The sequence below is a fragment of the Spiroplasma endosymbiont of Amphibalanus improvisus genome (genome assembly GCF_964030645.1).
GTDB lineage: Bacteria > Bacillota_I > Bacilli_A > Mycoplasmatales > Mycoplasmataceae > CAXIPX01.
On the sequence record NZ_CAXIPX010000001.1, the window covers coordinates 62652 to 84012 of the forward strand.

A 21361-nucleotide genomic window follows, 5' to 3' on the forward strand; every position below is an offset into this window, starting at 1 on the left:
GTGAATGTTTTAGTTTTAATTTATTACTTCTAAAATATTTTTTTGTTTTTTAGGTTTATTTGTTGTGATTTCAAAAATACCTTGTGTTAAAACTTTAACATCATCTTGCAAAGTTTTATTTGTGTATAAAGTGATTAGTACATCACCTTCTTTAACTGCTTCACCAGTAATTTTATTTAAATAAATTCCAGATTGGTGATCAATATTTTCCTCTTTTACAATACGACCAGCACCTAATTTAATAGATAACAAACCTAATTTTTCATTACTAATGATATTCATAAAACCATCTTTTTTAGCTTTAATTTCTAATTTATATTTTGTATTTAATAATTGGTCTAAATTATCTGTTTCAAACGATTTTAAATCTCCACCCTGCGCAGTTACATACTTTTCAAATAAAGGATATGTTGTTCCTTCTTTGATTTTTTTCAAGCAATCATTGTATGCCTTATCTTCATCATCGTACATTCCTGATTGAACTAAACTAACTGCTGTAGAATGAGCGGCAATTTCAATTAAATCATTAGCATCTGATTCACCTTTTAAAATTTTTATCGCTTCATAAACTTCAATACTATTACCAATGGCACGACCCAATGGTTGATCCATATTTGTAATTTCTGCAGTAATTTTTTTATTACATTTTTTACCAATTTTTACCATTAATGTTGCTAATTGTTTGGCTGATTTTATGTCCTTCATAAACGCTCCATCACCACATTTAACATCTAGAACAATTCCATCTGCATTAGTTGCTAATTTTTTAGACATAATCGAAGCAGAGATTAAAGGAATGGAATTGACTGTTGCTGTTACATCACGCAAAGCATATAATTTTTTATCAGCTGGCACCATATTTTCTGATTGTGACATAATGACCATATTGCATTTGTTTATAATTTTAATTGCTTCTTCTAAGGTAATTTCTAATTTAAAACCTGGTATTGATTCTAATTTATCAATAGTTCCACCAGTAATCCCTAGACCACGACCTGACATTTTAAAAACTTTTAATCCAAAACTAGCAGCCAATGGTCCATAAATAAAACTAATTTTATCACCAACACCGCCAGAAGAATGCTTATCAACCGTAAAACCTTCAATTTTAGTTAAATCATTAACTTCACCTGAATCACGCATTGATTCTGTTAAAAATACAATTTCGTCATCATCCATTCCTTTAAAAAAGATGGCCATCGCTAATGCTGACATTTGATAATCAGGGATTACACCTTTGCTGTAATTATTAATTATATATTTGATTTCAGACTCTAGTAGTTTCTTCCCTTGTTTTTTCTTTTCAATTAAATCTGTCATTTGCATATTATAACCTCCTTGTGGTATTAAATTTTTAAATCCATACCTACATCTGTTGCTTGTTTATTTTTACCTTTCAATCTTTTTTTGTGCTGTTTATATAATTTTTTAGATTGTTTACGAGTAATGTTTTTATTTTCCTCAATACCGGCAACTATCGTCTCTTTTAATTGTTTTGACAAAACTTCTGTATTTTTAGTTAAAAAAGAACTAGGTTTTAGTGGCTTGTGAAAAATTATGTGCACATATTTTTTCTTCCTTGCTTTAAAGGAATTAACAATTGAAACCGGAATGATTGGTGCATTCGCTTTTTGAGCTATTTTCAAAAAAGAACCCTTAAATTCCCCCACTTCATAACTCTTGCTTCTTGTTCCTTCCGGGAACAAAACCATCGCCCTTGGAATTCTGATCAAATTACTAGCTTTATTCAAAACTTCAACTGCTTGTCGTGGATTTTCACGGTCTAAAAAGATAACATCAATTAACTGAACAAAGTTTTTAAAGATACGAGCAGTTTTTAATTCTTTCTTGGCAATAAATGCGATTGGTGCAACTCTTTTAAAATCATTCAATCTCAATAAAACTGAAGGATCATAGTTAGATTGATGATTGGCGACAATTAAACATTTTTTATCGATTCAATTTTGGTAATCATGAGGAACGATTTTTATTCCTTGTAACCATAAGAAATAACGATTAATACGGTGTATTCAGATATAACGTTTTTCTTCTTCAACAGAATTAGGATTTCTTAAGATTTTTTTAGTCATTGACCTGGATTTACGAAACATATTTAAAAAATATGGTAAAGTAATTAAAATTTTAAAGTACAACATAAAATAAGCCTTTTTATTATAATCAGTATTATAAATATTATTTATTATAAACTATATTTAAAAAAATACTAAATGGAGTTAAATTTTAAACCAATTATTTTCTTTTGTAAATTGTTACAATAAACTCATCATATATTTTTTTATCAATGATTTGAAATTCATTTCATGTTACAGTTGGAAAATAAGTATCTCCTTTATAATTTCCTCGAATTTGAGAAATAATCAATTTATCAACATATGGTAGAAACAATTTATATATTTCTGAGCCGCCACAAATATATAATATTTCTTTACTATTTTTAAATTTTAAAAGCACCTCTTTAATATCATTGATCACTTCTACATTTTCATGATTCACTTTAAAATTTACATCTCTAGTTAACACGATCGTATGTCGATTGGGTAATATCTTAGGTAGCGATTCAAACGTTTTACGCCCCATTAAAATATTTTTATTAATTGTTTGTTCTTTAAAAAATTTTAATTCTGATTTAATTTTTCATGGCAATTGATTATTGTTGCCTATTATTTGTTTTTTTTCCATTGCAACTATAATGTAAATCATTTAAACAGCAACTTTCCCTTTTATTAATGGTCATGATTCATAATTTTCTAAAACAATATCTTCATATTTAAAATCAAATACATTTTTAATTTGTTTATTAAGTTTTAAAGTAGGTAGCGACTTTGGTGTTCTAGATAATTGAATTTTAACTGCTTCTAAATGATTTTGATAAATATGAGCGTCTCCAATGGTGTGAATAAATTTTTTAGGTTTTAAATTACATACGTGCGCAATTAAATGGGTCAATAATGCATATGATGCAATATTAAATGGTACCCCTAAAAAAATATCTGCGCTTCTTTGGTATAACTTGCATGATAATTCATTTTCTCTTGAAACATAAAATTGCATTAAAACATGACATGGTGGCAATAACATATTTTTTATTTCGGAAGGATTCCAAGCGCTAATTACTAACCGACGAGAGTTAGGATTACTTTTGATTTCGTTGATTAAATTAGTCAATTGGTCTACACCATTAAAGTTCCGTCATTGTTTGCCATAGACCGGACCTAAGTCGCCATGTTTTTTGGCGAATGATTCACTTTTTTTAATTTTATCAATAAATTCTTTTAGAGATTCATTTTTATAACATTGAGATTGTTTATATTTTTCGTAAGGTCATTCATTTCAAATTTTAACATCGTTATCCACTAAATATTTAATGTTAGTATTTCCGGAAATAAATCAAATTAATTCATGAACCACGGATTTAAAATGAACTTTTTTTGTAGTTAATAACGGGAAGCCAGCTTGTAAATCAAATTCCATTTGGGGTCCAAATTCGGACAATACCCCTGTATTTGTTCTGTCATTTTTATACTGATTTTTATTTAATACAGTTTTTAATAAATTTAGATATTCAACCATCTATAAATCCTCTCCAAATAATTAAGTATATTATTATAACAAATTTAATTCATCTTCTAATAAGTGTTGAGTTATTAAATATTTCTTGTCTAATAACTTATGAATTTTCTCTTCAATGCTATTAATAGAAATTAAATCAATCACGATTTTGTCATCGTTGTTACCTTGTTCTATCGGTAAAAATCTTGCTTCTGCTTGTGAATTATCAGCAGGATTATAGCTGCGGTCAAAAAAAATAGAATAAGCAGCGTTTTCTAATGTTAACCCTTCTTTTGCCACTTGGATGTTACAAAGTAAAACTTTAAACTTTTTATTTCGAAAACTTTCTACAATTTTTGTGCGTTCTTGTAGTTTTGTATCCCCAATCAGTGTAGCAAAAGATATTTTTGTGTCATGTAATGCAGCTTCAATAAAAGGAATTACCTTGTGTGAAAATGATGAGTAAACTATTATTTGTTCATTGTCTTCAATATGTTTTGAAAAATCACATAATCATTTTATTTTGGCAGATTGTTTACCTTGACCAATAATAGCGTTTAATCGCATTTGAATGAGCAATCCTAATCTCTTATCAGAACCATGTAAACTATTTTTATATTGCATCTTTAAGGATACTTCTTTTTGTAATTGGGTTTTATCAAGGGGTAAAAAAAATTGTTTTTTTTCAACAATTGGCAATCATGTCATCACACTTTTTCTTAACCGCCTAATAAATAACGGTTCTACTAGTTTATTAAATTCTTCTTGTAAGGGTGTTATTTTTTCATCTTTAGCATCCCGGAAAAACTTTGAAGGATTTTTAAAAAAATCAATTTCCCAAAAATAACTGATAAATGATCAATAATTATCAAATCTCTTTGGATATAAAAACGATAGTTGACCGAATAAATCACTGTTGTGATTAACAACAGGAGTACCGGTCAATATTATTGCATAACTTAAATGTTTTCTTAAATGCATAACTGCTTTTGATTGTAACGTTGCTGATTGTTTTGTTTTATTATTTCTTAATCAATGAGCTTCATCAATGACCCCTGCTATCTTTTGATCTGGTGCATAAACAATATCTTTATAACAAGTTTTAAAGGTATCTTTTGAAATGATTAAAATTCCAGAACTGATGTTTTTACTAAAAAAATTATTAATATATTTTAAACGCTGATTTTTAGGAAAGACATTACCTTCATTATCGATCACTTGATAAATTTTTAATGTTGGATATCATTTTTTTATTTCTTCAACCCAAACCAAATTTTGCAATGACTTAGGACAAATAACAATGATTTTATCACAATCCTTATGTTTTAATCATTCTAAGGTGGTGGGAGTTTTACCTGTTCTTGGTTCGTTGAAGAGCGCTATGAAATTATTGCCAATAATCTTTTTTAAATCCTCTTGCTGATATTTTCTTAAATTAGACACTTGCAAATTTGAACCTTCTACAGTTTTTAGATGTGCTTCTTGTTCAAAGTCTTTAATTTTAGCAATTCATTTTTCTATTTTACTTAATTCTTGTTTATCATCACCAAATTTAATAGCTAATTGTTTAACTATACTTAAATTTTTTATTGTATTGGGTAAAAAATAATAATTTTTTTCTCTTTTGTAAGAATAAGCAACACCTATTTGATCTGCATTATTCATTAACTTAAAAATGATACTTGATAAAGTTATTTTATGTAATAAAAAATCATTCATTTTATAACCTCATAAGACATAATTAATTTTAACAAAAAAACACTAAAAAAACACATTCAAAAGAATGTGTTTTTTTAGTGTTTTTAATCTATTTTACCCACGTTTGTTGTTAAGTACGTAACTCTATCTGCGATAACATCGTTGGAAAATAATTCTTCGCCTTCAGCATTGGTATAAGGATATGAACTTATTCTACCCCTAACACCAATGATGGCAGCTTTTTTAAGTGAGACTTTGGAATCTTCTACGTTATTTGACCAAACTTTGATTTTTATGATATCCTCTTCGTACCTTCCCTCTCGATTTTTAAAAGGTCGTGGCACTGATAAATGAAAACGCATTAACTTTGTTTCTGCTTCTTTTTTATCAAAAATTGTTTCAGCATCATCGCACACTTCACCAACTAATATAACTTGATTCATTTTTATACCTCCCATTCAAAATTTAACATTAAGGTCTAAAAAGAAAGGTTTTTTATGTAAAATACGCATATATTTTTTATGTTTCTTGTAAGATAGCAACCGCTACACTATGTCTTCTTTCATGACTTATAGATATTTTAATATCTAAATCTGAAATTTTAATAGTTGGTTTGTGGTGAACATAAAAAATATCCATACAATTAAAGGGAATGGGTTGGTCAATTATTTTTATAATCGCCTCTTTGCAAGCTCAACGTCCTGCTACAAATTCCCTTTTCCTTTTTACAGTTTTAAAGTCATTAAATAATTTAAATTCACTTGATGATAAAACACGCAAAACAAATTTTTCTTTTAATTTAATTCTTTTATTTTCAATAATATCAATTCCAATATTTTTAACCAAAATTCATCACCTTTTTTTAATTATACATTTTTATAATTCTGATGTATCATTAAAAAAATATTAATTTTGATAGGTGTATTGAATGGACAAAAAAATGGATTATTATTCATTAAACATTGTAGGAAGTGACGAAGTTGGCGTTGGTGATGTTTTCGGTCCTTTGGTGGTTACTAGCAGCTTTATTGAAGCAGATAACATTGAAGCAATTAAGAAACTTGGTGTTAAAGATAGTAAACAACTGACCGATAAAAAAATTTATGAAATTGCACCTAAATTAATGAATTTAGTTAAACATAAAACTATTATTTTTAATAATTGTGATTATAATAAAATTTACAATCAATATAAAAATAGTCATATACTCAAAGCTCTGGGGCATAATAAAGTTATTTGGGAAATGTTAAATGATTATGGTCCAAAAATTAGGGCCTTTTACATTGATCAATTTGTTAATGAAAAAAAGTATTTTGAATATTTAACTGACAAAAAAAACATAGTTACCGAAAATATCTTTTTCTTAACCAAAGGTGAAAGTAAATTAGCCTCTATTGCAATTAGCTCTATTATTAGTCGTTATTTATTTTTAGAATCAATGAAAGCGTTAGCAAAACAACATAATCTTAAACAATTACCTTTAGGATGTAGCAATCAAACAAAATTAATTGCACAAAAATACCAACAAAATGAAACATTATATAATCAAATTGCAAAAGAACATTTTAATATTAAAATTAAAAAAAATTAATTCTCATTTAGAATTAATTTTTTTGGATTAAATGACTTTACCTGAACTCCAGCTTTTTGGAATAAATTCAATGTAAAAAATTCGTTTTCTTTATCTTTGATGTCTCGTCTGCTCATAAAATAAATTCTTTTAATCCCCGCTTGTATAATGGCTTTTGCACATTCGTTGCAAGGGAACAATGTAGTAAAAAGAAAGCATCTTGATACATCTTGTTTTGCTAAAATAATAGCATTTAACTCAGCATGAACCATTACAGCATATTTAGTTTTATAAAAATCATCGTTTTCACTTGATCATGAAAATGCCTTTTCATCTAATTTAGATGGAAAACCATTATATCCAGTACTAATAATTTTAGGCATTCTAGGGTCTACAATACATGCCCCTACTTGTGTTGAAGGGTCTTTGCTTCTTTTTGCAGCTAAAGAAGCAAAATTCATAAATAATGAAGTTCATCCTATAATATCTTTTCGAAAATTATCCATCTTCTCCCTCTTAAATTAAAATCCAAAGTGATCGTTAACTCAAGCTGGAGATTTAAAATAATAATTATTAAATATAGAACTAATATGATCTTCTGACATCAATCCTGCCTGGTCATATGCTAAATATGAATGGTAAACATAATAATTTACTGGTGGAACATATTGTTCAACTGACATTAATATAATCGGAATAATGATTAATGCGATTAAACAAAGGATTGGAATGCCTATAAATCATTCAATTTCTTTCCAATTGTAATTCAGCAATGAAATTAAAATACCTCCAACAGAAACTCCTAGAAAAATGTAAAGAAATTCAAATAAATTACCATCAAATAAAGGTCAAAGTAAAAAGGTAATCGGTATTCAGAAAGTATAATTTTTAGCTAACACTGATGTGACATTTTGTTTTCTGAAAATGGTAAAAAATAACATCCCATATAATACATAAGCAACATATTGTGGTCCGGCAAATATTTCAGCAGGACTAGTCATCCCTAAAACAAAACCTGTAATTATGTAACCTACAAAGGTACCAACTAATATTTTTCACTTACTGATCGATACTTCTAAAAAACGAATACACATGTAAATCATCAAACCATAAATAAATAAATTGAATATAGCAAAAATTGATGAAGTTGTATAAATAAATGGATAAACTAGCAACCTTCATCATTGATTAGCACCAACTAAAAAATCTCTATTAACTCCACCAAAAATTCATTCAAAAAATAAAGGGTTTGAAATATCTTCGCCCATCCCGAATATTAATGGGCGGATTAAATAAAAGATTACTGGTACAACCGTTAAAAAAATAATATATGGTCAAACTAATACTAAATTACTAGCTTGAATTTTATTTTTAGTTTTTTTAACAGATTTAAAAATATCACTATCTTTATCTTGTAAACCTTCGATCAGTTCTTCATTAGAAATACTTGCTAAATCTAAAGTTTTTTGTTCTTCATCTTCTTCTTTTTTAATAGAACTTTTAAACTTTGAAAATTGTTTTTTAAAATCCTTTTCAAAGTTTTTTTGATTTAAATAAAGGAAGGTCATATCCTTCATAAATTCAGTGTTTTTTACATTATCAGTTAGAGAAACGAAAAGAATTAGTGGGTCTGATTCTGCTGGAAAATTTTCACGAATTTGTTTAATGTTATCATCTTTTACAAATTCTTTTTTTCCAACTGCAGCATTTGAAATACACACAATGTGAAATTTGTCAGGCTTTTTATTATAAAAATAAACATTATTATATTCATTGTCTTGAAAATCTTTAAATTGAGTATATTTTTCTTTTTTTAAAAAATTTACCAACTCTAATTTTTCAGCATTATAATTATTAACCACTCTTTTTCTCCGATATTTTATAGTTAATTAAACTTATAATATTATAATGTTTAAACTGCTTTATTACAAATAAATTGATATAACTAATTTATATTTCATAATTTAAAACATTTTTTTTATTTTAACATAAGTAAAAATAAAAAAACTATTTTATTTCTACAAGTTTATCATTAAAAAAATCAGGTAATTCAGCATTAAAAGTCAGCACTTTATTTTTAACCGGATGCATAAAAGATAATTTATACGCATGTAAATACTGGCCGTACTTACTGTTTTTGTCTTTTAATTGACCGTACTTATGATCACCTAAAATGGGGTGTTGAATATATTTTAAATGCACTCGAATCTGGTGTGTTCGTCCTGTTTCTAATATTAATTTGACTAATGTAAATTTATTAAATCTTTCTATCACTTCTAAATTCGTTACCGCATCTCTTGAATTTTTACTTGTGACCGCCATTTTTTTTCGATCCTTTTCATCACGACCGATTGGGCCTTCTATTTTAATTTGATCATATTTTACAACACCATGGACTATTGCTTGATATTCTCTTGTTATAATGTGTTTTTTAATTTGTTCTTGCAAATTTAACATAGCTTGATCAGTTTTGGCTACCACCAATAATCCTGTTGTTTGTTTATCTATTCTGTGCACAATTCCTAAACGGTCTGCGCCATTTAAATTAGAAAGTTGTTTGGTGTGATAAGCTAAAGCATTAACTAAAGTGTCTTTTTCATGTCCAAATGATTGATGTACAACCATGTTATTTGGTTTATTTACCACAATAATATCTTCGTCTTCGTATAAAATGTCTAATTTATAATTTAAAGGAATTATTTCAGTTTCAGTTTTATTAACAGGATACTCAAAAAATAATTCAATATTATCGTTCTCTTTTACTATCATCTTAGGGATTAAAGAAATTTGATTATTAACCTTCACTTTGGAATTAATAATTAATTTTTGAACTTTGTTTCTAGAAAATTCAATATTTTGTTCTTTTAAAAAGTGAGAAATAAACACATCTAATCTGTCCTTTTCTTTAACTTTAATTTTAAATATTTGTGATTCCAAATTTACTCCTTATTGATAGATTTATTATTTTTATTATCTAGTTCTTTTTTTACAGACATTTCTTCTGACAATTGATTTTCAGAATTATCACCAGATTTTTTATTTTCCTTGGTATCAATTTGCAATTTATTATTTTCTGGAATGGTTTCTACTTCATTATTTTCTTTTTTTGATTTTCAAATTATAAAAATTTCACTAAAAGCATATATAAAAATTAAAACGATCCCTATTGTGACAAAAGTATCTGCAAAATTGAAAATAGTTTGTGGTCCGAATCAATTTCAACAAATAAAATCAATTACTTCTCCATGATTTCACATACGATCCAACATGTTACCAAAAGCGCCTGAGAATAAAAATGATGCAGATGCCAATAAAATTTTATTATTATTAAAAATAATTAATAAAATAAAAAATATAATTTCAATAGATTGCATAGTGAGCATCAAACCGACTGGCACATCAGTTCCAAACGCAATTCCATCATTATAAATTAATTTAAAATTAATACCTAGTCATTGAACAGCGCTGCCATTTAATGTTAAGTGGTTGTTAGCAATTTGTTTTGTTGTAATATCAATTATTAACAAAAAAGTAATTAAAGGTAAAACATATATTAATTTTCATTTTCATTGATAATCTTTGGTTTTTAAGTATTTAAGAGAATTTTTTCAAAACCTTTTAAACCTTAATTTAAATCTTTCCATTGAAACCCTTAATTATTAAGTTAAACTTTTAACAATACTCTCACAACGTTCACATAATTCTGTTTCAACAATTATGTTGTCGTAGTATAATCAACAACGCGCACATTTTTGCCCATCAGTTTTTTGAACTTGAATATAACCAGTATTATATTCTTCATTATCATCTAGTTTTTCTAAAAAATTAATTTTATTAACCATTAATATTAATTCTAAATGTTCCACTTTTTTTAAAAAATCATATTCTTGTTTTAAAAAGATGTTGATTACCCCCTCAGAGGATTTTTTTAGCACCTGATTATTTCTTGCGTTTTCTATAGCTTTTGCAATATCTTTTTTCAATAAAATGACTGATTCTCAAAGTTCAATTTCTGATTTTTTAATAACTAAATCATATTCAAAATTATGTTCTAAATGCACAGAAGACTTTTTATTTTTATATTCAATAAATTGGTTTGCCTCTTCTGCTGTATGGACCAAAACAGGTTTAATCATGTTAATTAAAAAGCGATAAATAACATATAAAGTCTGTTGAATTTCTCTTCTTTTTGGGTCATTTTCACTATCAGTATATAAAACATCCTTAATGAAGTCTAAATAAAATGTTGATAAATCGTTGATTACAAAATAATTGATCTCTTTAAATGCTTTATTAAATTGGTATTCACTAAAATATGATTTTACTGTTTCGAAAACTTCTTTAGCTTTAAAAACAATAAAATTATTTACACCTGTTAGAGTGTTATTATAAGAATTGATTTTATAATCAGAAATATTACCCAAAATAAATCGCAGTGTGTTACGAATTTTACGATAAGACTCTGATGATTGTTTTAATATGTCATTTCCAATTTTTACATCATCGAAGTAATCAACTGACATCACTCATAGACGCAGTACATCTGCACCAAATTGATCAATCATTTTTTCTAATGACATCCCATTACCCAATGATTTAGACATTTTATTACCTTTTTCATCATTAACAAAACCATGGGAAATTACTGTTTTGTACGGTGATTTTTTATTATTGATCACACTGGTAATTAAAGAAGAACTAAATCATCCACGATATTGATCATTTCCTTCTAAGACTAAATCAGATATTTCAACTTCATGTTTAGGTAATTCAACTAAATGTGAGACACCAGAATCAAATCAAACATCCATGATATCATTTTCTTTTTTATAACCTAATCCTTTGTACTTAGCTGGCAAAAAGAAATCAGCTGGTTTGTCGAATCAAACTAAAAAACTTTTTTCCTTTTCTAATTTATTTAAAACATAATTGATAATTTCTTCATTTAAAACCAAGTTATTATCTTTATCATAAAAAGCAATAATTGGTACACCTCATAATCTTTGGCGAGAAATACATCAATCACTTCTTGATTCAACCATTTGTTTTAGTCTATTTTTTCCTCAACTTGGCAAAAAATCAACTTTATCGATATTGAATAATAGTTTAGTTTTTAACTTATTAATATTAACAAATCATTGCGTAGTAGCACGATAAATAATTGGTTTTTTTGTTCTTCAATCAATGGGGTGAGAGTGCTCAAAAAAATCAAAACTTAGCATTTTACCGTTTTGAACTAATTTTTGAGTGACAATCTTACTTGCTTTTTCATAAAACAAACCTCTTAAATCATCATCAATAATATCATTTGTAAAATGACCTAAATCATCAATGGGAGCATAAATTTTAACATTGTTTTTTAAAGCAATTTGGTAATCATCTAAACCAAAACCACTCGCAATGTGTACTATTCCTGTTCCAGATTCATCTGTTACATGGTGACCAAAAACAATTTTTGAGGTTTTAGTACTATACAAAGGATGTTGAGTTTTTAAGTTTTCTAATTCAGTTGGTTTAACTTGTCGAATCAACTTAGGTGATTTTCAATCTAATTTTTTCGCAATTTGTTTAACTAATTTAGTTGCAACAATATATTTTTTATCACCAACATTATATAAACCATATTCAATATTCACTCCTATTGCTAGCAATTGGTTACATGGGATAGTTCAAGGAGTTGTGGTTCAAATTATTACTGATACATCATTGCCAAAAATATTGTTTGATAGCAATGAGAATTCAATATAAGATGATTGAGCTCTTAAGTCTTTATATTCTACTTCAGCTTCTGCTAAAGCAGATTTACTTGAAGGCGACCAGTAAACTGGTTTTAACTGGCGATAAATCAATTCTTGTTTATACATTTTTTGAAACAATTTTAACTGAGTTAATTTATAATTAAAATCTAATGTGACATATGCATTGGCATAGTCTGTGAATAAGCCTAATTTAGAAAATTGATTAGTTTGTTTTTGAACATTATTTTTGGCAAAAGATTGGCATTGATTAATAAAAACCATCGGATTTTTGTTTTGTTCACTACTTAATTTCATTTTTAAAACTGCATTTTCGATCGGCAAACCATGAGTATCAAAACCATAATTAATAGGAGCATAAAAACCTTGGTAGTTTTTACTACGTATCACAAAATCTTTTAAAATTTTATTCAACGCATGACCAATGTGAATATCTCCATTCGCATATGGTGGACCATCGTGCACAATAAACTTATCATTAAGTTTATTCATCTTAATCATTTTGTTATAAATATTTTCTTCAGCTCAAACATTTTGAATTTTTGGTTCTTTTTCTTTTAAATTGGCCCTCATATCAAAATTAGTTTTTAACATTAATAATGAATTTTTATAATCCATTTATTAGTCCTCCGAAAATAGTTAAAAGTTTAATTATTATTGATCTTTTTAATAATTTTATTTGTTAAACTCTCTGAAATTTCTAAAATATTTTTATTAGAAACAAATATTTCTTCATTAGTTTTAACAAAATTTTCAATAATGAAAATGATATTATTTAAATTATTTTTATTATCTTTAATGTCAGATAATAATTCAATGATGCTGTTTTTTACCTCATAGGCCATATCAACTGCTTCATAAATAATTTTTGATGCATTATATTGCGCTACATCTAATGTGCTCTGAGCTTTTTTAAATAATGAATTTGAAGATTCCATCATTTTTTTATAATAATCAGATTCAGGATTAATATTTAAAATTTTTTTTTCTAAATTTTCTTCATTTTGAATATTATTTTTATTATTTATGTTTTCTTGCATTTTAATTAATACTCCCTTGATAAATGAATAACTTTCTTAAATATACTATAAAATTTTCTAAATATAAAAAAAATATTTAATTTAATAAAATTAAATATTTTTTAGGATCCAAATTTTCAATAGTACCTTTTTTAATAAATATAATCCCACATAAAAAATCAATAATTCGGCGTGATTCTTCTGGAATAGAAGTTGATAAATCTAATATCATTTTTTTATGCAACAACAAGTAATCAACTACATTTGAAACTTCAAAATAATTTTGAATCGATATTTCAGTTGTATCATCTACTAACTCTTGAGTAATCTCGAATTCTTGAGTTCTTGAAGCAATTTTGTAATTATCAGGATTTTGAACTGTAGTATCTTCAATGTCACCAGGCGACAATCTAAAAGTGTTTTTTAAGTTTAAGAACTTGGCAGAAATACTTTTTTTAATGTTATCTTTTAATTCAGAGTTACTATTAATATTTCGCTCTTCCTCTTCTAAAAACTTTGTTAAATTCCATTTTTTCATTTAACTATCATTTCTTTCTCATTCATTGAGGAACATCGGTTTTATCCGGTTTAGATACTGGTTGTTTTATGTATTGTGGTTGAGGAGCTGTGTTTTGGTATGGGGGATTTTGGTATGGGGGATTTTGGTAACGATTTTGACTTACATATGAAGGTCTATTTTTTGGATTAATATATTCTGATTTACGATTTTGGTATGCTACCTCTTCTTCGTATTCTTCTTCGTATTCTTCATCTTCTTCATCATAATTTTCTTTCTGTGAATTTAATCCCGAAGCAATAACAGTTACAATAATTTCATCTTCTAATGCTTCATTGATTGCTACACCAAAAATAATGTTAACTTCTCCTTTGGTTGCCTTACGAACAATATCTACAGCATCATGTGCTTCGTTTAATGTTATTGATGAACCACCTGTTACATTAACAATCGCATCCTTTGCACCAGTAATTGAAGCTTCTAATAATGGAGAAACTATTGCTTTATTAGCAGCGATAACAGCACGATCTGAACCTTCAGCAATACCAACACCAAATAAAACTGTACCTTTATCAGTCATAATATTTTTTACATCTGCAAAGTCTAAGTTAATTAAAGAAGGAATAGCAATTAAATCAGTAATTGTTTGAACACCTTGACGCAAAATTTGATCTGCTTCTTTAAATGATTCTTTAACCGGAATACCACCAATAATTTGCAACAAACGATCATTTGAAACAACAATTAATGAATCAACATGTTTTTTAAGTTCTTCTGAACCTTGCATTGCATAACCATTTCGAACACGACCTTCAAAAGAAAATGGTGTAGTTACAATCCCAATTGTTAGTGCACCTGATGATTTAGCGATTTCAGCAACAATGGGGGCTGCACCAGTACCAGTACCTCCACCCATTCCAGCAGCAATAAAGATCATATCAGCTCCTTGTAAACAAGCGGCTATCTCTTCTTTTGATTCAATTGCTGCTTGTCTACCTATATCCGGGTTTGCACCAGCACCTAATCCTTTTGATAAATTTTTACCTAAAATTAATCTATTTTTCGCTTTTGAAGAAGATAAAACTTGTGCATCAGTGTTTGCGACTATAAAATCAACACCTTGTACTCCAGCTTCTATCATCCTGTTTACGGCGTTATTTCCAGCACCACCAACTCCAATAACTTTAATTGATGCTACTTGTTCAAATTCTTGAAATTCTTTCATTTGTTTATTCCTTTTCTTTCCAAATTATTATAAATATTAGTTAAATATTTTACTATTGTTTATTATTAGATAACTTTTTAATTAAAAGTTTACCTTAACTTAACTTATGCTGGTATTTGGTGTTGCCTATTGTTTGAAGCATTGTGATTCAATTGTTCATTATCAATATTTGGTAATTGCATCAGTAATGGTTTATGAATAAATTGTTCATTATTATCAACAGCTGTTTTTGTATAACCTAATTGTTTATTAACGATATGTTGATGATGAATCGCGCCAACTAATGGTGTTAATCAAATTTCGTTTCCTGCCATGTTTTGTTCGTTGTGAATAGAAACATTTTTACCAGGTTTTAATAATAAATTCCTTATACCACCAATATTTGTGATTTCACCAATATAAATAATCGGTAAATCCTTAGTTTGAAGAATGGTATTTAGTGAATAATCAATTTTTTGCAGTTCTTTTATAATTAATTCTTCTACAAAAAAATTAAATTCCTGAAGGGTAAATTTAATATATTTATTTTGATTTCTACTCAATTTAGAATAAATTACTAAATTATTGTTATATTTAGATTTTAATTTGACAAAATTTTCAATATACATTTTTGCTAAACTGGGTTTGCAATCCAATTTATCAACTATCGGTTTAATTAACCATTCATCGTAATGATCTGGTATTTCAATTTGTTTGGCTAAAACACCTGAAACAAATGAGTTCAGCATTATAGAATTTTTATTTCATTCTATAATATTTAAACCTATTTTTAGTTTATTGAAACTAGCAATTTCAGTGCCTAGTACATGACCGCGCGGGACAATGCTTTGACGCTCTAAATTAGCATATTTCAAAATTTTCATTTGAGAAATTCATATATTTATAGGAAGAGAATAAATAATAGATTTTAATTTTAATTTTTGAGACGAAAAACCAATTGGTGGTTTATACATCTCTCTGCCATTATCCAAATAATATTTAAATGGTCTAATAAAATAAACATACCTTGTTTTTTCAAATGATGCTTCTGATTTAACCTTAGAAATTATTTGATCCACATCTTCTTTTAAAATGTTTCTATTATTAGGAATTAAAATTTTAGTTTTAAAAATATTGATTTTAGTTTGTTTTTCTGGAGGAATGAAAATTACCCTTTTAATATCAATTCCTAGAAATTTGTTAGCTTCATCAATAATTTTTCTAACACAATTACCTATTCTAGCTTTATCTGTAATAATTCCGTTTTGACCAACCGAGGTTTGAACGCTCTTTTTATACAAAACTCTAATTTCTGATTTATAATACATACCAACCAAAAATAATATTTCATTATCTCTTAATTCAAGAATGGCATATATTTCTTTTAAAATATTTTTCATACCTTATTAATAATCTCCTTAGAATGAAATATTATTTTTTATATAAAACTCTCATTGTAGCACTATGACTTCGGGGGTTTCGTTCGATTTCTGCTAATGACGGTTTTACAGCTTTTTTGGTAACTAACTCAAAATTACTAGTGTTAGTGTTTTGAACTGGTAAATATTTATACAATTCTTCTTCTGGGATCTTGCATGCTTCAGTAAACATTTTTTTTACAATTCGATCCTCTAAAGAATGAAAGCTTATTACAACTATTCTACCATTTTTATTTAGTAATTTTAATGCTTTGGAAAGACCAATAACCAAAACATCGAGTTCATTATTAACAGCAATTCTAATTGCTTGAAAAACTTTTTTACAAGGATGTTTCTTCTTTTTTAAAATTTTTTGGGGCAGAACTTCTTTTATAACATCAACTAATTCTAAAGTAGTTTCAATTGTTTTTTTCTCTCTACGTTTGATAATATTTTTAGCTATTTTATTAGCATTAGGTTCTTCACCGTATTGGAAAAAAATTTTTCTTAATTGTTCGTAATCGTATTCATTGATAATTTTTTTTGCATTTAAATCCTGAGATAAATCCATTCGCATATCTAGATCAAAATTTTTTTTATAACTAAAACCACGGTAATCATTATCTAATTGTGGCGAAGAAACGCCTAAATCAAAAATAAATCCATCAACTTTTTTAATTCCTCTTTGAAACAATTCTAAATCTAAATTTTTAAAATTAGATTTAATAATTTCAAATTTTTGAGGATCAAATTGTTTTAAAACTTTTTTAGCTGATTCAATAGCTTCTTCATCCTGCTCAAAGCAAAATAATTTTCCATGATTTAGTTTTTCTATAATGTGTTTTGAATGTCCTCCTAGACCCAGAGTACAATCAACATAGATACCTTCAGTGTTAATGTTTAATAGATTAATAGATTCTTTTAATAGAACAGAGGAATGATGATTGCTTTTATCATTGGAAATAGGAACTTTTTTTATCATTAATTAAAAAGAGTCGCCTAATTCATCAGCATAATCTTCAAGTGAAGAATTATCTGTTTGATATTTTTCTCATGCTTCAGGTGTTCAAAATTCCAATTTATTGTTATTACCCACAATAACAACATCTTTTTTTATTCCAATTAAATCTAATTGGAATTGATTTATTTTAATACGACCTGAGTTGTCAATAGTGACTTCACCAGATTGGGACATTATTTGTCTTGTTAAAGCACGTGCGGTTTTTTTACCATCACCTAATTGACGAAGTTTTTCGGCTCATACATTAAATTGCTTTTCATCTCTTAATTCAAGACAGTTATCAAGCCCTTTAGATACATACAAAACACTTTCATTTTTCAGAACATCACGAAATTTTGACGGCACTGTTAAACGATTTTTATCATCTATAGTATGGTGGTATTGTCCAAGAAATAGCATCCCACTTTCCTCCACTATCTCCCATATTATATTCTATATATCCCATTTTTTCAAATAAAAATAAAAAAAGTTATTATTTTTTTTCAAATAATAACTTTAATCAATAACTTTAACTTCTTTATTTTTATAATAACCACATTCTCTACAAATTCGGTGCAATTTAATTGCGGCCCCACAATTATTACATGATGTTAATGAAATTGGGGATAGTTTGAAATGTGTTCTTCTCTTTCTTTTTACTTGCTTACTGGTTTTACGAAACGGTACTGCCATATTGATGCTCCCAAATTAATTATTTAATATTAATTTTTTTTAAATCTGATCACCTAGGGTCTATTTGATCTTTTTTCTTTGAATCTAAATTTATTTTTTTGAATTTTTCACGTTCTCCAGGTAAAGAAAGATTTAAGGGGATGCGCATAAATGTTTCATCTAATGCATAACCTTCTAAAAAAAATCCTTCTGGGTCTAAAATTAAATTTGATTTTAAAGAGTCTATAACATTGAAATTATACTCATCTTTTCATAAAAAATCAAATTTATAATCAAAAATATTATTGGATAAAGCAGAAATTACATTGATTTGTGCGGAAACCTTGATATCAGTTTCTAACCTACTGCCTTCTTTAAAATATCTAATTTGTCCATCTAATTTAATTTCTTTAATTCCAGCTACATTATGAAATAAATTTTTATAATTATCAGGTATTGATTTAATAATTTGTTTTATATTAATAATCTTGTTAATAGTTAAATCATTTTGGTTAAAATACATAATTTCCTTTAATTTTATTTAATTATAAAATTTTAAAATTATTATCTTTAAGTTTTGATAATATGCTATCAAATTCTTTTTTGATATCCAAATCATTTAATTGTTTTATAGAGTTGAACTTTAAAGTTAAAGTTAAAGTTTTTTTCTCTGCACTCTTATAATGATCAATTAACTCAATTGATTGAATTAATGATGATGATTTTTGAATCAAATTTTTAATTGTTTCTAAGTTATTCTGATCACTTTGAATAATGGTAATATCTCTTTTTATAGGCACATTAATAATGAATGATTTATAACTAGTTTGATGTTTTTCAAAATTATCAAAAAATGGTAATAAATTAATTTCAAACAAATATGTTTTTTTAATTTTTAATTCTTTCTCGAATTTTGGGTGGGTTACCCCTATTATTCCGATTGTTTTGTTATTTAAAATAATTTCTGCTGACTGATAAGAATTGAGAATGTCTCCCTTATCACTAATGTTTTTGTATTTTAATTTAGAAACATCGAAATTTAATTGATTAAGAATATTGTGTAATAAACCTTTCATATAGAAAAAAGAGTTTTTATATTCTTGATGTGTTCATTGATTGTTTATGATTTTTTCTTGTGCCATACAGCATAAATGGTAAGAACCGTAAAAATCATCCTTGTGATATATTTTTTCAATTGTAAAATATTTTTGGTCATGAAAATTACGACTATTGTTAAACATTAAACTATCAAACATATTACTCATCAGTGTCGGTCTTAGAACTTCTCTATTTGAAGATAATGGATTCATTACTTTTATTAATTTTTTATGTTTTAGAAAATTGAAATTATTCGCTTTTGTGTCCGATGTGAGGTTGTAAGTTTTAATTTTATTAAACCCTTGACCTATGCATACATTAGAAATTTTATTTATCAATTCAAAATTAAAATTTCTAATATCACCTCCCATTGATTCTAGTATTACTGGTTTTGATTGAATGTTGTCATAACCATATAAACGTGATATTTCTTCAGCTAAATCCGACTTATCATGAATATCTGTTCTGTAATCTGGCGGAGTGATCACAAAAGTATTTTTATTGTCAGAGACTTTAAATCCCAAAGGTGTTAACAAGGATAAAATCTTCAGAGACTTCAATTCTGTTCCCAAAAAATTATTAAAATATTCTAATGTAGTTGTAATTGCTTTATTAAATTTTTTTTTCTTTTCTATGCTATTTATTGACGAAACATCTTTGATGTTATTTTCATTGTTAATTAAATGTAAAAATCTTAATATCCCTAGTTCTAATGCTGATTGACTCAAAGGTTTAATGTATCTTCTTAAATTAATATCGTAATTATCGATTTTTTTTGCCTGCTCACGCATAACTTTTGTTTCTACGTTTAATGCTATGACCAAAATGGCACTAGTGTCATTTTTTGGTAAATATGCAGTGTTGGTCTTACCCCCGATTAAATGAACAAAATTTTTTCCATCTAGTATCACTAAGTCGCCTTTTTTAATTTTATTTTCTTTATTTTCAAAATTATCACTTATCACTAATTTTGATTGAATTTTATTTAAATCTAAAACTATTAATGGTTGACCAGTTTCAACTGCTGCAATATTTGCGTTATTCACTAATCAATCTTCTTGATTAGCCTTCTGCAAATTTTGTTTCAGTCAAACTGCATCCCTAAAAGTAGCATACGTTTTAGGCTCTATCTTAGATGTTAAATATTTAACTGCATTAATAGCTTTGGATTCTACTATTATTGGTGGTGATTTAATTTTTTTTGAAAATTTATTCAATTCAAAAAGTTCCAAGTCTCTGCACTTGAGATTAAAATAATTGGCAAGTTCCTTAGCAATCACAAATTCCGCTAAGCAGTCACTACGATTTAATGTCAGATCGACTCTAAAGAACACATCATCTAAATTTAAAGCGGATAATATTGATGATGAACCTAATTGTTCATATGATGTATCGATTCCTTCCTTTAATTCTGCGATTCCTTCAATTTCTTTAGAATCTAAAAATTGTTCATCAATTCCTAATTCATACAAGGAACAAATCATCCCTTGCGAAATTTTTCCCATTAATTTACGTTCCACAATTTTAGTTCCGTTAAACAATGTTGCCCCTGGTTTGGCAACCAAAACATATTGTTCTTCATGCAAATTATTTCCACCACACATAATGGGTGATACCAATTCTTCACCAATATCAACTAGACAAAAACTTAATTTGTTGGACTTTTCAACTTTATTAATTACAGAAATTCTACCAACTGTAACATTTTGATTTTTAGAATAATCGATTAATTCTTCAAATTCTAAACCTAAGTGATTAAGAGCGTCAATGATTTGTTGGTTTGTTATTTGTGATAAATCTATATGTTTATTTAATCAATTTTTGGATATTAACATAAAA

General features: G+C 26.9%; 22 protein-coding genes. 1 reads left to right on the top strand and 21 read right to left on the bottom strand.

From position 1 onward, the window contains the following. Positions 1-15: 15 nt before the first annotated feature. From AAHM77_RS00280 to AAHM77_RS00310, 7 genes are all read right to left on the bottom strand, one after another. Positions 16-1326: a thymidine phosphorylase gene (locus AAHM77_RS00280; protein ID WP_342252136.1), complete on the bottom strand. Its 1311-nt coding sequence runs from the start codon at positions 1324-1326 to the stop codon at positions 16-18. Positions 1327-1346: 20 nt separating this feature from the next. Next, positions 1347-2156, bottom strand: a complete 810-nt coding sequence (locus tag AAHM77_RS00285; RefSeq protein ID WP_342252137.1) for a lysophospholipid acyltransferase family protein — start codon at positions 2154-2156, stop codon at positions 1347-1349. Between the two features lie 94 nt (positions 2157-2250). After that, complete coding sequence (locus tag AAHM77_RS00290; RefSeq protein ID WP_342252138.1) at positions 2251-2721, bottom strand: dihydrofolate reductase; 471 nt, start codon at positions 2719-2721, stop codon at positions 2251-2253. Then, entirely contained in the window at positions 2722-3591 is an 870-nt protein-coding gene (gene thyA, locus AAHM77_RS00295; protein ID WP_342252139.1) for a thymidylate synthase, read from the bottom strand. It abuts the gene before it with no gap. A gap of 33 nt (positions 3592-3624) precedes the next feature. Beyond that, complete coding sequence (locus tag AAHM77_RS00300; RefSeq protein WP_342252140.1) at positions 3625-5289, bottom strand: DEAD/DEAH box helicase; 1665 nt, start codon at positions 5287-5289, stop codon at positions 3625-3627. A gap of 83 nt (positions 5290-5372) precedes the next feature. Continuing rightward, entirely contained in the window at positions 5373-5780 is a 408-nt protein-coding gene (locus AAHM77_RS00305; RefSeq protein ID WP_342252141.1) for a single-stranded DNA-binding protein, read from the bottom strand. Between the two features lie 7 nt (positions 5781-5787). Next, complete coding sequence (locus AAHM77_RS00310) at positions 5788-6114, bottom strand: holo-ACP synthase (RefSeq protein ID WP_342252142.1); 327 nt, start codon at positions 6112-6114, stop codon at positions 5788-5790. A gap of 82 nt (positions 6115-6196) precedes the next feature. Here AAHM77_RS00310 and AAHM77_RS00315 point away from each other — a divergent pair, with 82 nt between their 5' ends. Then, the gene (locus tag AAHM77_RS00315; RefSeq protein WP_342252143.1) at positions 6197-6859 is read left to right on the top strand and encodes a ribonuclease HIII; all 663 of its coding nucleotides are present in this window, start codon (positions 6197-6199) and stop codon (positions 6857-6859) included. Here the strand turns inward: AAHM77_RS00315 and AAHM77_RS00320 are convergent. The 14 genes from AAHM77_RS00320 to pheT all read right to left on the bottom strand — a co-directional run bounded on the left by AAHM77_RS00320 (position 6856) and on the right by pheT (position 21357). After that, positions 6856-7344, bottom strand: coding sequence for a deoxycytidylate deaminase (locus AAHM77_RS00320; RefSeq protein WP_342252144.1), 489 nt, complete (start codon positions 7342-7344; stop codon positions 6856-6858). The two genes, AAHM77_RS00315 and AAHM77_RS00320, sit on opposite strands and share 4 nt — an antisense overlap. 15 nt (positions 7345-7359) lie before the next feature. Next, on the bottom strand, positions 7360-8700 hold the full coding sequence (locus AAHM77_RS00325; protein ID WP_342252145.1) for a rhomboid family intramembrane serine protease: 1341 nt from the start codon (positions 8698-8700) through the stop codon (positions 7360-7362). A 145-nt stretch (positions 8701-8845) separates the two neighbouring features. Then, a complete protein-coding gene (locus tag AAHM77_RS00330) occupies positions 8846-9775 on the bottom strand; it encodes an RluA family pseudouridine synthase (RefSeq protein WP_342252146.1) in 930 nt (309 codons plus the stop codon). 2 nt (positions 9776-9777) lie between these two features. Beyond that, positions 9778-10482, bottom strand: a complete 705-nt coding sequence (locus AAHM77_RS00335) for a signal peptidase II (RefSeq protein ID WP_342252147.1) — start codon at positions 10480-10482, stop codon at positions 9778-9780. 15 nt (positions 10483-10497) lie between these two features. After that, the gene (ileS, locus tag AAHM77_RS00340) at positions 10498-13212 is read right to left on the bottom strand and encodes an isoleucine--tRNA ligase (protein ID WP_342252148.1); all 2715 of its coding nucleotides are present in this window, start codon (positions 13210-13212) and stop codon (positions 10498-10500) included. Between the two features lie 29 nt (positions 13213-13241). After that, entirely contained in the window at positions 13242-13634 is a 393-nt protein-coding gene (locus AAHM77_RS00345) for a hypothetical protein (protein ID WP_342252149.1), read from the bottom strand. 76 nt (positions 13635-13710) lie between these two features. Then, on the bottom strand, positions 13711-14151 hold the full coding sequence (locus tag AAHM77_RS00350; protein WP_342252150.1) for a cell division protein SepF: 441 nt from the start codon (positions 14149-14151) through the stop codon (positions 13711-13713). A 4-nt stretch (positions 14152-14155) separates the two neighbouring features. Then, complete coding sequence (gene ftsZ, locus AAHM77_RS00355; RefSeq protein ID WP_342252151.1) at positions 14156-15355, bottom strand: cell division protein FtsZ; 1200 nt, start codon at positions 15353-15355, stop codon at positions 14156-14158. 104 nt (positions 15356-15459) lie between these two features. Beyond that, complete coding sequence (locus AAHM77_RS00360) at positions 15460-16734, bottom strand: hypothetical protein (RefSeq protein WP_342252152.1); 1275 nt, start codon at positions 16732-16734, stop codon at positions 15460-15462. Positions 16735-16765: 31 nt separating this feature from the next. Continuing rightward, complete coding sequence (gene rsmH, locus AAHM77_RS00365; protein ID WP_342252153.1) at positions 16766-17734, bottom strand: 16S rRNA (cytosine(1402)-N(4))-methyltransferase RsmH; 969 nt, start codon at positions 17732-17734, stop codon at positions 16766-16768. Positions 17735-17737: 3 nt separating this feature from the next. After that, positions 17738-18172, bottom strand: coding sequence for a division/cell wall cluster transcriptional repressor MraZ (gene mraZ / locus AAHM77_RS00370; protein WP_342252154.1), 435 nt, complete (start codon positions 18170-18172; stop codon positions 17738-17740). Positions 18173-18268: 96 nt separating this feature from the next. Then, the gene (gene rpmF, locus AAHM77_RS00375; protein ID WP_342252155.1) at positions 18269-18445 is read right to left on the bottom strand and encodes a 50S ribosomal protein L32; all 177 of its coding nucleotides are present in this window, start codon (positions 18443-18445) and stop codon (positions 18269-18271) included. Positions 18446-18464: 19 nt separating this feature from the next. Then, positions 18465-18947 carry a DUF177 domain-containing protein gene (locus AAHM77_RS00380; RefSeq protein ID WP_342252156.1) on the bottom strand — a complete coding sequence of 161 codons (483 nt, stop codon included), beginning with the start codon at positions 18945-18947 and terminating at the stop codon, positions 18465-18467. A gap of 22 nt (positions 18948-18969) precedes the next feature. Next, positions 18970-21357, bottom strand: coding sequence for a phenylalanine--tRNA ligase subunit beta (pheT, locus tag AAHM77_RS00385; protein WP_342252157.1), 2388 nt, complete (start codon positions 21355-21357; stop codon positions 18970-18972). Positions 21358-21361: the final 4 nt, after the last annotated feature.